The sequence below is a fragment of the Streptomyces lunalinharesii genome (genome assembly GCF_039532155.1).
GTDB classification, from domain to species: domain Bacteria; phylum Actinomycetota; class Actinomycetes; order Streptomycetales; family Streptomycetaceae; genus Streptomyces; species Streptomyces lunalinharesii.
This window is the reverse complement of the sequence record NZ_BAAARK010000009.1, coordinates 231,605-244,447: the sequence shown is the minus strand read 5'-3', so window position 1 is coordinate 244,447 and position 12,843 is coordinate 231,605. Positions and strand designations below refer to the sequence as shown.

Annotated in this window: 14 protein-coding genes; 12 read left to right on the top strand and 2 right to left on the bottom strand. The window is 70.5% G+C overall.

What is annotated here, in order from left to right:
* Positions 1–38: 38 nt before the first annotated feature.
* Together ABD385_RS17130 and ABD385_RS17125 are read left to right on the top strand one after the other, a co-directional pair.
* The gene (locus tag ABD385_RS17130; protein ID WP_344576575.1) at positions 39–1,613 is read left to right on the top strand and encodes a prepilin-type N-terminal cleavage/methylation domain-containing protein; all 1,575 of its coding nucleotides are present in this window, start codon (positions 39–41) and stop codon (positions 1,611–1,613) included.
* Between the two features lie 4 nt (positions 1,614–1,617).
* Positions 1,618–2,004, top strand: coding sequence for an excalibur calcium-binding domain-containing protein (locus tag ABD385_RS17125; RefSeq protein ID WP_344576574.1), 387 nt, complete (start codon positions 1,618–1,620; stop codon positions 2,002–2,004).
* Positions 2,005–2,342: 338 nt separating this feature from the next.
* On the opposite strand, the gene ABD385_RS17120 is transcribed toward ABD385_RS17125, so the two are convergent.
* Positions 2,343–2,921 (bottom strand): TetR/AcrR family transcriptional regulator, encoded by a 579-nt coding sequence (locus ABD385_RS17120; RefSeq protein ID WP_344576572.1) that lies wholly within the window; start codon positions 2,919–2,921, stop codon positions 2,343–2,345.
* A gap of 90 nt (positions 2,922–3,011) precedes the next feature.
* On the opposite strand from ABD385_RS17120, the gene ABD385_RS17115 reads away from it, so the two are divergent.
* The 3 genes from ABD385_RS17115 to ABD385_RS17105 all read left to right on the top strand — a co-directional run bounded on the left by ABD385_RS17115 (position 3,012) and on the right by ABD385_RS17105 (position 5,042).
* A complete protein-coding gene (locus tag ABD385_RS17115; RefSeq protein ID WP_344576571.1) occupies positions 3,012–3,458 on the top strand; it encodes an anthrone oxygenase family protein in 447 nt (148 codons plus the stop codon).
* A 162-nt stretch (positions 3,459–3,620) separates the two neighbouring features.
* Positions 3,621–4,046 carry a DUF4267 domain-containing protein gene (locus ABD385_RS17110; RefSeq protein WP_344576570.1) on the top strand — a complete coding sequence of 142 codons (426 nt, stop codon included), beginning with the start codon at positions 3,621–3,623 and terminating at the stop codon, positions 4,044–4,046.
* Between the two features lie 216 nt (positions 4,047–4,262).
* Positions 4,263–5,042, top strand: coding sequence for an SDR family NAD(P)-dependent oxidoreductase (locus tag ABD385_RS17105; RefSeq protein ID WP_344576569.1), 780 nt, complete (start codon positions 4,263–4,265; stop codon positions 5,040–5,042).
* A gap of 180 nt (positions 5,043–5,222) precedes the next feature.
* On the opposite strand, the gene ABD385_RS17100 is transcribed toward ABD385_RS17105, so the two are convergent.
* Positions 5,223–5,828 (bottom strand): TetR/AcrR family transcriptional regulator, encoded by a 606-nt coding sequence (locus ABD385_RS17100; RefSeq protein WP_344576568.1) that lies wholly within the window; start codon positions 5,826–5,828, stop codon positions 5,223–5,225.
* Between the two features lie 146 nt (positions 5,829–5,974).
* On the opposite strand from ABD385_RS17100, the gene ABD385_RS17095 reads away from it, so the two are divergent.
* From ABD385_RS17095 to ABD385_RS17065, 7 genes are all read left to right on the top strand, one after another.
* Entirely contained in the window at positions 5,975–7,024 is a 1,050-nt protein-coding gene (locus tag ABD385_RS17095; protein WP_344576566.1) for an aldo/keto reductase, read from the top strand.
* A 272-nt stretch (positions 7,025–7,296) separates the two neighbouring features.
* The gene (locus tag ABD385_RS17090; RefSeq protein WP_344576565.1) at positions 7,297–8,064 is read left to right on the top strand and encodes an SGNH/GDSL hydrolase family protein; all 768 of its coding nucleotides are present in this window, start codon (positions 7,297–7,299) and stop codon (positions 8,062–8,064) included.
* A gap of 99 nt (positions 8,065–8,163) precedes the next feature.
* A complete protein-coding gene (locus ABD385_RS17085; protein ID WP_344576563.1) occupies positions 8,164–9,399 on the top strand; it encodes an acyltransferase family protein in 1,236 nt (411 codons plus the stop codon).
* Between the two features lie 47 nt (positions 9,400–9,446).
* Complete coding sequence (locus tag ABD385_RS17080; RefSeq protein ID WP_344576562.1) at positions 9,447–10,040, top strand: GerMN domain-containing protein; 594 nt, start codon at positions 9,447–9,449, stop codon at positions 10,038–10,040.
* Positions 10,041–10,147: 107 nt separating this feature from the next.
* The gene (locus ABD385_RS17075; RefSeq protein WP_344576561.1) at positions 10,148–10,837 is read left to right on the top strand and encodes a response regulator; all 690 of its coding nucleotides are present in this window, start codon (positions 10,148–10,150) and stop codon (positions 10,835–10,837) included.
* Positions 10,834–12,270, top strand: coding sequence for an ATP-binding protein (locus tag ABD385_RS17070; RefSeq protein ID WP_344576559.1), 1,437 nt, complete (start codon positions 10,834–10,836; stop codon positions 12,268–12,270). Before ABD385_RS17075 ends, ABD385_RS17070 begins: the two co-directional genes overlap by 4 nt.
* Positions 12,267–12,782: a hypothetical protein gene (locus ABD385_RS17065; protein ID WP_344576558.1), complete on the top strand. Its 516-nt coding sequence runs from the start codon at positions 12,267–12,269 to the stop codon at positions 12,780–12,782. Before ABD385_RS17070 ends, ABD385_RS17065 begins: the two co-directional genes overlap by 4 nt.
* Positions 12,783–12,843: the final 61 nt, after the last annotated feature.

Below are 12,843 nucleotides of genomic sequence, written 5' to 3'. Positions count from 1 at the left end.
TGAACGTGACCCATCGATCGAAGGAAGCCCCGACTGCCATGACATCGGACCATCGCCTGTTCTCCTTGCGCGCCAGACGCCAGGACGGCTTCACGCTCATCGAGTTGCTCGTGGTCATCGTGATCCTTGGCATCCTTGCCGCCATCGTGGTGTTCTCCGTCAGGGGCATCGGCGACAAGGGCCGCAAGAACGCGATCGCCGCGGACGCGGCTACCCTGCGCACAGCGGAAGAGTCCTACTGCGCACGGCACGGGCACTACGGGACAGTCGATGATCTGAAAGACGACGGACTGCTGGCCGGCGAACCGGTCTACAACGCGGTGGCGGTCGGCGAGGAAAACAAGTGCGGTCGAGGCGAAAAGTCGTCGTTCGCGCTGCATGACGCCTCCACGCCGATGGAGCGCGGAGCGGACACAATCCAGGTTGGCACGAATCCGACCGACCTCGCGGTCGATGCGAAGGCCAATCGTGTGTACGTCGTGGCCAGCGGTAGCAACGACGTGACCGTGATCGACGGCAAGACCGACGAGCCGGTCGGTCCTCCGGTCAACGTTTCCAGCGCTGTGACGAGCCCGACCCGCATCGCGGTCAACCCTGGCACGGGCCAGGTCTACGTCGGGGGTACGGGCGGCGTCGCGATCATCGACACGACCCACGCCAATCAAGTGACCCACGTCAGCGGCTATACGACGACGGTCGCCGGCCTGGCCGTCTCCCCTGAGAACGGCGACGTCTATGTCGGCGGCGGTTCCGTAGGCAGTTCGGAGGTCGCCTACATCGCCGCCGGCAACACGTCGGCGACGCCGATCCCACTGCCCGCTGCGGGAGTCGTGAGCGCAGGCAGCGGCATGGACTTCTCCTTCGACCCCGTGCACCACGCCGTGTACCTCGCGAAGGCTAATCTCGGCACCGGCACGAGCCTCGCTGCCAGCATCGGCCTCGTCAGCATCTCTTCGCAGGACCACGTCGCGACCGTCGTAGCGAAGTTCCCGACGAAGTCGGCCTGCGGCACCGATACCGGGGACGTCCTCGTTGCACAGACCGCTCGTGGCAGCATCGCTGTCGATCCCGGCCGCAACCGGGTCTACCTCCTTGCCAAGAGGTGCGTTCGGGACCCGGAGAAGCCCTCAGGCCCGTGGAAAACCGTCGCGACAACGATCGTCATCAACCCCAGCGACGGCAGTTCAACACCGATCAACGACCTGGCGGCATCGTCCAACACGGCCATCTCCGCGGCCTACAACTCAGCGGCAGGGTCGGTCTATGTCTACTTGAACGGTGGATCGAACTGCACCGGTAGTGGGGGCCGCATCGACCGAATCGTCGGGACGACGGTCACGGGGCAGGCATGGGTCTGCGGATCGTCAACTGCCCGCGGGAACTCCGCGCACCAGGTCACCGTGCTGAATAACCTCAACAGGATCTTCGTCGCACAACAGGGCGACGCGCCAGGCGGGGTCGGGATTGTCGACGGCAGCACGCTGCTGACGCAAACTCCACTCGGCACGCCTCACCAGTTCGGCGCGTTGGCCGCGAACAACACTACGGCGAAGGTGTATGCGGTCGATACGGTGAACGGAACGGTCGCGGTGTTTCGACCAGGATCGGCCTAGGACGATGCCAAACCAGCCGCGCAACATCCACAAGGGCCCGGATCACCGGCTACGACCGGGTCGTCGTGCCTCCATTGCGGCGGTCAGCGTGATCGCGGCGATCACGCTGACCGCGTGCGGCGGCAACGAACCCCCGGAGCATGCGTTCGGCGTCGCTCCCTATGTCCACAAGGGGCACGTGGTCAACTGCGACACGTTCAAGACCCAGGCCGATGCGCAAGCGGTGCTGCGCGCGGACGCACTCGACCCCAACGGACTCGACCGGGACGGCGACGGCATCGCGTGCCCGAACCTCCCCGAGCCGACGGACAAGAAGCCGGTCCACCGCGACTTCATGACCGACAAGGACGGCGCACCGATCATCGAGCCGATCAAGCCGCCGCCGACGTAGCAACAGCGGAAGCCGTCATGCTCGGCACGGGTTTCTCTCCCACGCGTGCCTTTCCCACGCGTGTCTTTCCAACACGGAGCTTTCCGACGCGCGCCGCCCGCCCGCCACCCGAGGGCCTGCGCCCATTGCGTGACCCGGTGACCGTCCACCGCAACGAGGACGACGAGGACACCGGCGAATGACACGGCGTCAGGGCGTCCGGGGCGGGTGCTCGTCCGGGGTACGGGGCCCGGCGGCCTGGGGCTGCGCCGCGTGGGCGCGCGTGGCCGGAAGCAATGCCGCAGGCGGGCGGCGGCCGGGCCCGAGGCCCCCGGATCCGTGCTCGCCAGGACAGTGCGTCAGACCACGGCGAGCCGGTCCACCAGCAGTTCCACCCTCGGCTCGATGTACTCCGGGGGCAGCCGTCCCGCGCGGGTCAGGGTCGCGAGGCCGTGCAGGCACGCCCAGAACGTCTCGGTGAACAGCCCCGGGGCGACTCCGTCCCCGGCGACCTCGCCGAGGCACTCCAGCAGCGCGGCGAAGGCGTCCTTGAGGGGTTCCGGGGTGTCCTCCTGTGCATACGCCAGACCGCCGTCGAGCTGGAAGATGGCGTCGTAGACCGCCGGGTTGCGTGCGGCGAAGTCGAGGTAGGCGCGGGCGAGGGCGGCGACCCGCTCGCGCGGGCCGTCCACGGCGGCGGTCGCGGCCCGCACCGCCGCGGCCATCTCGGTGGCGCCCTGGAGGGCTACGGCGCCGATGATCTCGCGCTTGCCGCGGAAGTGACTGTAGAGGACGGGCTGGCTGTACTCGATGCGCTCGGCGAGCCGGCGGGTGGTGACCGCGTCCCAGCCCTGCTGCTCGGCGAGTTCACGGGCCGTCGCCACGATGAGGCGCTCGCGCACCGCCCGTTCGCGTTCCTTGCGTTCCTGTACCGACATGATTCGACCCTAGCACCGCTAGACATTAGAGCGGCAGTAGGTCTAGCGTCGCCTCATCACCTAGCGGCGCTAGATCCCAGGAGGGGCATCATGCTCAACGCACTTGAGGTCGTCACCACCGTGGTCGTCGGGGTGCTGGTGGGGGTGGAGTTCTCCGTCGCCTTCGTCATCAACCGGATCCTCAACGCGCTCCCGGAGGACAGCCGCCAGCTCGGCCACGCCCATGGGGGCCGGATGCTCGGCGCCGTGATGCCGTTCTGGTACATCGGCTCGCTCGTCCTCACCGGCATCTGGGCTGTCGCCAGGTGGCACCACCACGGCACCGGCCTCGTCGTCGCCGCCGGCGCGCTGCTGATCATCAGCGTGATCATGTCGGTCCTGCTGCTCGTCCCGATCAACAACCGGAACAAGACCTGGACCCCCGACAACCGGCCCGCCGACTGGAAGCAACAGCTCAACCGCTGGGAGCGCCTCCACTACGTCCGCGTCGCCATCCTCATCGCCGCCTTCGCCCTGCTGGTCGCCGCCCTCACCTGAGCCGACGGGCTCAACCGCCCGGGCGACCACCTGGCGGCCAACAGCCAACCCTCCCAGGCTCACCCGACTCGCCCTCGTCAGCCGCGTCCGTGCGGCCTGCCCAGCCCCCACGCGGCTCACCGAGCCCTATCAAGCTCACGACGACTCGCAAGGAGAAGAACAATGGCGCTGAAGAAGTTCAATACCGTCCTGGCCGCCGTCTTCGTCCTCTTCATCCTCTGGTTCGGGACGGAGTTCGTCCTGAGCCCCGCGACGACGGCGCCTGGCTTCGGCCTGCCGAGTTGGCCGTCCGGCGACGGCGGCGGCTTCCTGATCATCAAGGGAGTCCGTGACGTCGTCCTGGCCCTGGTCCTGGGCATCCTGCTGGTGACGGGCCAACGCCGGGCGCTGAGTTGGGTGCTGCTGGTGGAGGCCCTCGCCGCGTACGGCGACATGACAACCGTGCTGGCCCATCACGGCTCCGTGGCCACCGCGCTCGGCATCCACGGCCTCACCGCAACGCTGATGGTGGTCAACGGCCTGCTGATGATGCGCGAGACCCGCAAGGTCGCGGCCGCTCCGGCGACGCCCGCCCCGCAGCCCGCCTGATCCCATCGGTCCAAGGTGGCCCGGGCCCCGGCCAGGCCACCTCGGCGCGCGCCGGCATGCGCGTGTCAACGCCCGCCGGGAAAGGCCAGGCAGGCCGATCACGTGCCGGTCGGGCCCGCTGCACGCAGGCCACGACTCCACGGAGAGCGAGGGCCCCGTCCTCCTCAGGCCATCGTCGCGTCTAGCCTTGGCCAACTCGACGACGAGGGAGGGTTCATGACCGGGGCGAGCAGACTCGACGGCAGGAGAGCTCTGGTGATCGGTGGTGGCGGGACGGGGATCGGTCGCGCCATCGTCCGCGCCTACGCCGCCGCCGGGGCGGCAGTGGTGGTGGCTGACGTGGACGCCGCGCGGGCAACGGAGGCGGCGGCGGAGTTGCGGACGGCCGGACACACCGCCCATGCGATGAGCGGCGACGTCCGCTCACGTGAACAGCTCGACGACATGATCGCCGGCGCGGCGGAACGACTCGGCGGTCTGGACATCCTGGTCACGGTGGTCGGCGGGCAGGTGGCGTTCGTGCCCGCGGTCAAGCTCCACGAGATGAACGACGAGGACTGGGAGACCGTCTACGACCTGAACCTGCGCTACGTGGCTCGCGCCGTACGGCGCGTACTCCGCCTGTTCCTGGAGCAGGAAACGGGCGGGAACATCGTCAGCATCGGCTCGGTCACCGGGTTCATGGCCGCGCCGAAGCAGGCCGGATACGGCGCGGCGAAGGCCGGCCTCTACAGCCTGGCGCGCACCGTTGCGGCCGAGTACGCAGCCGACGGCATCCGGATGAACATCGTCGCAGGTGGAGCGATCAGCACCGCAGTCAACAACGCCAACCCCGCCGGCGACCGGGTCCCGGAGATTCCGGCGGGCCGCTACGGCACGTCGGAGGAGATGGCCGCTGCGGCCGTCTACCTGGCCTCGGACGAGGCACGCTACGTCACCGGCCAGCAGATCGTCCTGGACGGAGGCGTCTCCGTCCGCGGCCCGTTCCCCGAATAGCCGGCCGTACAAAGGAAGTTCACGCTGCGTTGGCGACCGTGGGAAGTGGCCGGAGCCGTCTCTGGAAGAGGAGGCGTTGCGGTAGGGGAAGCGAAGGCGCGGCCGAAGCGAGGCTGGGACAGGCACTGAGGGGAACGGCAGGTGGTGGCACGCGGTTCGGGAGTGACTGTGCGGACACGATCACGGCACGGGCCGCTCCCTGCCCGCGCGCCATCCGTGGGAGCGGGTGATGCCGTCCATCAGCAGGTCGAGCAGCCGCTCGGCCTGCTCGCGCTGATGGCCGGCCCCGGCTGCGAGGGTGACGCCGGCCAGGCCCGTGAGGATGTCGCGGGAGGGCAGGTCCTGCCTGATCACTCCCTGGGTGATGCCGGCGCGGCGGAACTCCTCGACCGCGTCGGTCAGTTGCTCGCGTGTCTGTGAGCCCAGTTGTTCGTCGCTCTGCAGGAGGGACTTGAGCGTGTCGGCCATGCCGTGTTTGGCGGCAAGGTAGTCCAACACCTCGGACATCCATGACCGCAGGGCCTGGTCGGCGGGTAGCTCGCCGAGCAGGGCCGAAGTCCGGGCGGCGAGACGCGAGGTCTCATAGCGGTAGGTGGCGTCGACGAGCTGCTCACGGGTCGGGAAGCGCCGGTACAGGGTGCCGATCCCGACGCCCGCGTCCTTTGCGATCTGCTTCAGGGTCGCGGCGGCGCCGTCCCGGGCGAAGGCTTGGGCGGCCGCGGCGAGCAACCTGTCCTCGTTGGCTCGCGCGTCGGCCCGGGTCGGCCGGACAGACGGATCGGTCATGCGCAGTCCTCTCTCTGCTTGCCAAGCGGAGTCGGCTCCGTCTAGCCTGCGACATCAAGCGGAGCCGACTCCGCTACTGGGACGGTAGCAGGTGACTGCCGGCCGTTCCCGCGCACCGCCGCGTCCACGGAAGGGCCGCCCACGCCATGCAGTACCGCACGCTGGGAAGTACCGGAGTCCAGGTCAGCTCGCTGTGCCTGGGCGCGATGATGTTCGGGCCGTGGGGAAACCCCGACCACGACGATGCGATCGCCATCATCCGCACCGCGCTCGACGCCGGCGTCAACATCATCGACACCGCCGACGTGTACGGGAACGGCGAGTCCGAGGTCATCGTCGGCAAGGCCATCGCCCACCGACGCGACGAGGTCGTCCTGGCAACCAAGGTGTCCAGCCCGATGGGCCCCGGCCCGAACGAACGCGGTGCCTCGCGGCGTTGGATCGTCCGGGCCTGCGAGGACAGCCTGCGCCGCCTGGGGACCGACCACATCGACCTCTACCAGGTGCACCGCCCCGATCCCGCCACCGACCTCGACGAGACCCTGGGCGCGCTGTCCGACCTCGTCCGCGCCGGCAAGATCCGCTACGCGGGTTCCTCGACCTTCTCCCCTTCGGCCATCGTGCAGGCGCAGTGGACCGCCGAGCGACGGCAACGGGAACGCTTCGTCTGCGAACAGCCCCCGTACTCCCTCCTGGCCCGGGGCGTGGAGACCGACGTGCTGCCCACCTGCGAGGCACACCGGATGGGGGTCCTTGCCTGGAGCCCGCTGGCAGGGGGCTGGCTGTCCGGCCGCTGGCGCCGGGGCGCGGCCGACCTGTCCAGCCACCGCACGCGGACGATGCCCTTCCGCACCACGCTCTCCCACTACGACCTGGACGTCCCCGGCAACCAGGCCAAGCTCGACGCCGCCACCGAACTCGCCGCCATCGCCGACGACGCCGGCCTGACGCTGATCCAACTGGCGCTGGCGTTCGTCACCACCCACCCCGCGGTCACCGCGGCGATCATCGGCCCGCGCACCGCCGACCACCTGCACGACCAGCTGAGCGCCGCGGACATCGTCCTGGAACCCGCCGTACTCGACCGCATCGACCGCGTCGTGGCGCCCGGCGTCGACCTCAACCCCGACGACACGGGCTACGGCGCGGCCGTCCTCGCCGATCCGAAGCGTCGACGCCGCGCCGTCTCCTGGTGAACCGGGGCGGATGCCTGGTGGCTCGCCTGGCATGCCCCGCGCCGACGCTCCACACCCCGAACCACGGTCCCGACGGCGTCAGACCCGCCTCCCACCGGGCGGACGAGGACTTCTTTCAGCCCGTCGAGGGATGTGGCGGCCGGTCTCGCGTTGTGTGAGGAACGGATGACAACGCGGGAAGTGCGTGTTTCCGCTGGTCTGCTTGACGCATGCAGACCAACACCAACCTCCGTGGTTCGACCTCCCCGCTCCGTCGCCGTCGCCCTGCCGTCGTGGCAGCCGTCCTTCTGGGCACGGTGGGCGTCGGTGGTGCCCTCACCGGGTGCGGCAACGCTGACGTCTCGGGTGTCTCGACGGCCCCCTCCACCTCCGCGAAGCACGAAACGGGCAAGAGGGTCTTGTGGTTGGGCGACTCCATCGCGGGTGCCGAGGCGCCGCCGCTGGGCGCGGCGTTGAAGGCGAGCGGCGTGGAGTTCGAGAACCTGTCCTCCGACGGTGGCGGCACCGTCGTCGAGGGGGACAAGATGACCGCGCCGATCGCCGAGTCGACGTGGCAGGGCCTCAACCGGGCGATCTCCTCCTTCCACCCGAACGTGATCGCCTACCAGGTCACCACCTACGACTGGGGCACCCGCCAGCAGCAGCGCGCCTCGTACGAGAAGCTCGCGAAGGCCGCCCAGGACGCCGGCGCCGAACTCGTCATCGTCTCCGCGCCGCCGTACAAGGTGGACGACTTCTACAAGAAGTACGAGGGCGCGATCAAGAGTGCGCCGAAGGCGGCCGAAGAGGCGGCCCGCAACAGCGGCGGCAAGGTGCGCTTCCTCGACGCCTCCGCCCTGTGGGGCACCGACAGCAGCGCCGCGAAGGCCCAGCGGTCGACCGACGGCATCCACTCGTGCCAGCAGGGATCGGCCGCCTTCGCCAAGTGGTTCACCGAGCAGCTCGGCAAGACCTACGGCTTCACCCCCGCCGCGCCGGACCAGTGGGCCAAGGGCTCGTGGGTGTCGGACCAGCGGTTCGCCAAGCTGGGCTGCAGCTGAGGACGCCGCGGCGGCCCCCTCCCTTCCCCTCCCCCTCTCTTTACGTACGGCGGACCGCCGGCACCGTGGTGGTGAGCGGCGGTCCGTCCGAGGACTCCGATGGCTCTTCATGACCTGGCCGCCGGCTCCGGCCGGCCCTCCGTTGCCCGGCGCGCTGCCGGCCGTGTTCACCTCGCCCCGCTCGACGGCCTGCGGGGCCTCGCGGTGGCGGCCGTGCTGCTCTTCCACGCCGGCCACGTGCGGGGTGGTTTCCTCGGCGTGGACCTGTTCTTCGTCCTGTCGGGCTTCTTGATCACCGGCCTGCTGTTGGGCGAGGTGGGGAAGCGGGGGCGGCTGGACGTGGCGGCCTTCTGGGGACGCAGGGCCCGCCGCCTGCTGCCGGCGCTGGTCGTGATGGGCGTCGTCACCCTGCTCCTGGCCTGGGGGTTCGGCCCGCCCGCCCGGCTCGGCTTCGCGCTCGACGACGCCCCGTGGGCCGCGGCACAGGCAGTGAACTGGCACTTCATCGCCGAGCAGGTCGGCTATTGGAACGCCGCCGACTCACGCTTGTTCTCGCATCTGTGGAGCATCGCCGTGGAGTGGCAGTTCTACCTGGTCTGGCCGCTGGTGGTGGCATGCGTCGCACGCGGCCGAGGACGGCGGTGGGGCGTGCTGGCCGTGGCTTTGACGGGCGCCCTCGCCTCGCTGGCGTTGATGATCCATTTCGGTGGGCTGGTGGACACGACGCGTGCGTACGAGGGCACCGACACCCGGGCGTTCGCCCTGCTGCTGGGCGCTGCTGCCGCGACCGCTCCGGCCAGGGAGTTCGCCGCCCGCATCCGGCGGCCGGTGGCGGAGGTGCTGAGCGCGCTGCTGGTCTGCGGGTTGCTCGTGTCGTGGGCCGTGACCGATGGGCAAAAGGCTCCCGGCCTGTTCCAGGGTGGGATGTTCCTCCACTCGCTGGCCGCTGCCGTGCTGATCGCGCTGGTGGCCGCCGTGCCTCACGGGCCCACGGGACGGGTGCTGGGCAGTGCGGCGCCGCGGAAGTTGGGCGAGATCTCCTACAGCCTGTACCTGTGGCACTGGCCGGTGTACCTGCTGCTGCCGCCGTCGGTCCTGGGGTTCGGCGGGTGGCCTCGTACCGTCGTGCTGATCGGGGTGTCGATCGTCGCTGCCGTGGTCTCGAAGATTCTCGTCGAGGACCCGGTGCGGTTCCGCGCCCGATGGGCCGTTGGGCGCCGCGGGCTGGTGGCGCTGGTTGCGGCGGCCGTCGTGGCGACAGGGGTGTGGGCGGCCGTACCGCAGCCGCGCCTGGGAGCCGGGACGGTGGACCTGGACCGGCTGACGAACCCGTGATCCGGTCGAGAGACAGGAACATTCCGATAGTGAGGCAAAATGGTCGAATGTCGAGCAAGAGGAGCGGCCTGCGCGCGAGGCGAGATCCGGGGCGCCGACCGTGGCGGCCCGCTTCGGCGCTCGCCCTGCTGCTCGCCACCGGGGCGCTTGCCGGCTGCGCGGTGACCGACACCGGGCCGGTCGCCGCCGGCGCGCCGGCGCGCGGCGAGCAAGCCCCAGCAGGAGAAGGTCTTCTTCGGCTGTACTTCCTCACCCCTCACGGCACCTGGCCCGTCGCCCGCCAGGCATCGCCCGGGGCCGGGCCGCAGGCAGCACTCGACGCCCTCGTCGCCGGCCCCACGCCTTCGGAACGGGCACGCGGACTGGTCACGGCGTTGCCAGCCAGCGCGCACAAGGTGAGAGCCCGGGCCACACCGGGAGCGGTTGACGTGGATCTGCCGTGGTTGGTTTCGGAGCTGGGCAGGGTCGCGGTCAACCAACTGGTGTGCACGGCCGCTGCCGCACCGGGAATCCCCGGGAACACGAAGCCGTCGGACGTGATCGTGCGGATCCACGAGTCGGGCATCGCGGAGAGTGCGTGGCCCGTCCGGTGCGACGACAGCGGCGCGGCCGCCCCCGTGGACACGGGCCCTGACCGCTGAGCCGACAGGTCGTTCCGGCCCGCCGGCGCTCGCCGCACTCCGCCCTCGGCGGTGGCCGGGACGACCCGCGAGTCCGATGCGCAACAGAAGGAGAAAGGGACCGCCTGATGACACACGTCCTGCTGATCGAGGACGACCCGGCCGTCCGCCGTGGCGTCACGCTGGGGCTGCGCCGCCGCGGCCACGAGACCGAAGCGGTCGGCACGGGAGAGGAGGGCCTGGAGGCGCTCGCCGCCAACACACCGGACATCGTCCTGCTCGACCTGATGCTGCCCGGCATGAGCGGCCTGGAGGTGTGCCGTCGCATCCGCCAGACCAGCCAGGTGCCCCTCGTGATCCTCTCCGCACGCAGTGACGACGTCGACGTGGTCGTGGGGCTGGAGGTCGGCGCCGACGACTACATCGTCAAACCCGCCAGCGACGAGGTCATCGAGGCCCGCATGCGCGCGGTGCTGCGCCGCCTCGCCCCCTCCCAGCCCGACACCGCCGAACCGGAGCGGGTCACGTACGGGGACCTGGAGATCGACCGAGCCGCCCTGCGGGTGCGCAAACGCGGTGCGGACCTGGCCCTCGCCCCCTCAGAGATCAAACTCCTGCTGTTCCTGTCCGCCTCCCCCGACCAGACCTTCAGCCGTCAGCAACTCCTGGAACAGGTGTGGGAGCACAGCTACTACGCGGACGTCCGGCTGGTGGACGCCTGCGTCATGCGGCTGCGGGCCAAGACCGAGGACGACCCGCGAAACCCGCGCTACGTGCAGACCGTGCGGGGCTTCGGCTACCGCTTCGGGCCGCTGTGAAAAGCCGCATCGTCCCGCGCGGGCTGCGCCCCCGACTGGTCGCCGCCTTCGTCCTGGTCTCCGCCCTCAGCGCCCTGACCGCCGCCGCGCTCACCTACCACCAGGCACGCACCGCGATCCTCCAACGCGCACAGGACAACGCGGTGCACGACCTGCGCGCCCAGGTCGACTCCCTGGCACCGGACCTGCCCGCCCGGCCCGCCGAGGCGGACCTGCGCACCCTGACGCTGCAACTCGACCGTGCCGGCGGCTCACGTGACTGGCGCACCGCGGCCACGTACCGCAACGGTCCGCTGACCACCGCGCACAGCCCCGCGCCCGACCTCCCCGCCGGCCTGCGCGCCAGCGCCGCTTCGGCCACCACCACCTTGGCGCAACGCTTCCACCAGGGTGAACAGCCCTGGCTCGCGGTCGCGTTGCCCGTCACCGCCGAGAGCCGCTCCGACCAGCCCTCCGGTCTGATCGTCTACGCGACCTTCTCCCTCGCCTCCGAACAGCAGGACGTCACCTCCCTGCTCGCCGCCGCCCGAGCCGGCGCGCTGCCTGTGGTGTTCGCCTCGGTGGTCCCCGCCCTGTTGGCCGCCCGCCGCGTCCTGCGCCCGGTCCGGCAACTGCACACGGCAGCCGAGAGCATGACCGACGGCGCTCTCGACACCCGCATCGAGGTCACCGGCCATGACGAACTCGCCGACCTGGGGCGCACCTTCAACACCATGGCCGCCACCCTGCAAGCCGACGCCACCGCCCTGAAGGCCATGGAGGCCAAGGCACGCCGGTTCGCCGCCGACGTCTCCCACGAGCTGCGCACCCCGCTGGCCGCGATGACTGCGGTGACCGGCATCCTCGACCATGACGGCGCCTCCGGCCACCTCGGCCCCGAAACCTCCGAAGCCTTCACCCTGGTCGCCGACGAGACGCGCAAACTCACGTCCATGGTCGAAGACCTCATGGAGATCTCCCGGTTCGATGCCGGCGCCGCACAACTGGCCCTCGACGAGATCGGCTTCGGGGAACTGGTCGGCAAGACCCTGACACTGCGTCACTGGCAGGACCGCGTGGCCGTCGACGTACCGCACGGGCTGCGCACCCGTCTCGACCCCCGCCGCATCGACGTCGTCCTGGCCAATCTCACCGGCAACGCCCTGCGCCACGGCGGGCCGCAGGCACGGGTAGGCATCCGGGCCCGGGCCGACGCCGACCACCTCGTCGTCACCGTCGCCGACGACGGCCCGGGCATTCCGCCCGACGTCCTCCCCCACGTCTTCGACCGCTTCACCAAGGGCGACGCGGCCCGTACCCGCAGCGAAGGCAGCGGACTGGGCCTGGCCATCGCCGCGGAGAACGCCCGACTGCACCTCGGTACCCTCACGGCCGCCAACGCGCCGGAAGGAGGAGCGGTCTTCACCCTCACCCTGCCGCGCGACCCCGCATGAGACGACATCGACTCGGCCTGCCGACCTTCGGCCCCGTCCTGCTCCTGACGCTGCTGCTGACCGGATGCTCGATCACCGACACCGCACCGACCCCGGCCGGCTCCCCGGCCACGGGACTCCAGATTCCCGCGTCCAACAGCACCGGCGCCACGCACATCTACTTCTACTCGGCCCAAGGACTCGAACGGGTCTCACGCCCCTACCAGGGGCCCGACGCGCTCGACGTCGCGCTGCGGCAACTCGCCGCCGGCCCCGATGCCGCCGAACGCGTCCGCGGCCTCGTCAGCTACGTGCCACCCCACGCCCCGATCCCCGTCGTCACCGCGCACAAGCCCGGCGAACTGACGGTGTTCGCACCGTCCGGATGGCAAGCGCGCACCGCCCTGCGCCAACTCGTGTGCACCGCAGCCGACGTTGCCAGCACCCAGGACCGAACCAGCCTGCGCACCCTCCGCGTCACGGTCCGTCGCGCCGCCGGCGAACCCACCGTCACACAGACGTGCGCGCCGTAGCGAGGAGCGAGGGACGGCGCCCCCGACCCACTACGACGCCCCCTCCTGCCACAGGCCACGG

Coding starts and splice junctions, on each gene's coding strand:
- ABD385_RS17130 (WP_344576575.1), top strand. CDS start 39: ATGACATCGGACCATCGCCTGTTCTCCTTGCGCGCCAGACGCCAGGAC.
- ABD385_RS17125 (WP_344576574.1), top strand. CDS start 1,618: ATGCCAAACCAGCCGCGCAACATCCACAAGGGCCCGGATCACCGGCTA.
- ABD385_RS17120 (WP_344576572.1), bottom strand. CDS start 2,921: ATGTCGGTACAGGAACGCAAGGAACGCGAACGGGCGGTGCGCGAGCGC.
- ABD385_RS17115 (WP_344576571.1), top strand. CDS start 3,012: ATGCTCAACGCACTTGAGGTCGTCACCACCGTGGTCGTCGGGGTGCTG.
- ABD385_RS17110 (WP_344576570.1), top strand. CDS start 3,621: ATGGCGCTGAAGAAGTTCAATACCGTCCTGGCCGCCGTCTTCGTCCTC.
- ABD385_RS17105 (WP_344576569.1), top strand. CDS start 4,263: ATGACCGGGGCGAGCAGACTCGACGGCAGGAGAGCTCTGGTGATCGGT.
- ABD385_RS17100 (WP_344576568.1), bottom strand. CDS start 5,828: ATGACCGATCCGTCTGTCCGGCCGACCCGGGCCGACGCGCGAGCCAAC.
- ABD385_RS17095 (WP_344576566.1), top strand. CDS start 5,975: ATGCAGTACCGCACGCTGGGAAGTACCGGAGTCCAGGTCAGCTCGCTG.
- ABD385_RS17085 (WP_344576563.1), top strand. CDS start 8,164: ATGGCTCTTCATGACCTGGCCGCCGGCTCCGGCCGGCCCTCCGTTGCC.
- ABD385_RS17080 (WP_344576562.1), top strand. CDS start 9,447: ATGTCGAGCAAGAGGAGCGGCCTGCGCGCGAGGCGAGATCCGGGGCGC.
- ABD385_RS17075 (WP_344576561.1), top strand. CDS start 10,148: ATGACACACGTCCTGCTGATCGAGGACGACCCGGCCGTCCGCCGTGGC.
- ABD385_RS17065 (WP_344576558.1), top strand. CDS start 12,267: ATGAGACGACATCGACTCGGCCTGCCGACCTTCGGCCCCGTCCTGCTC.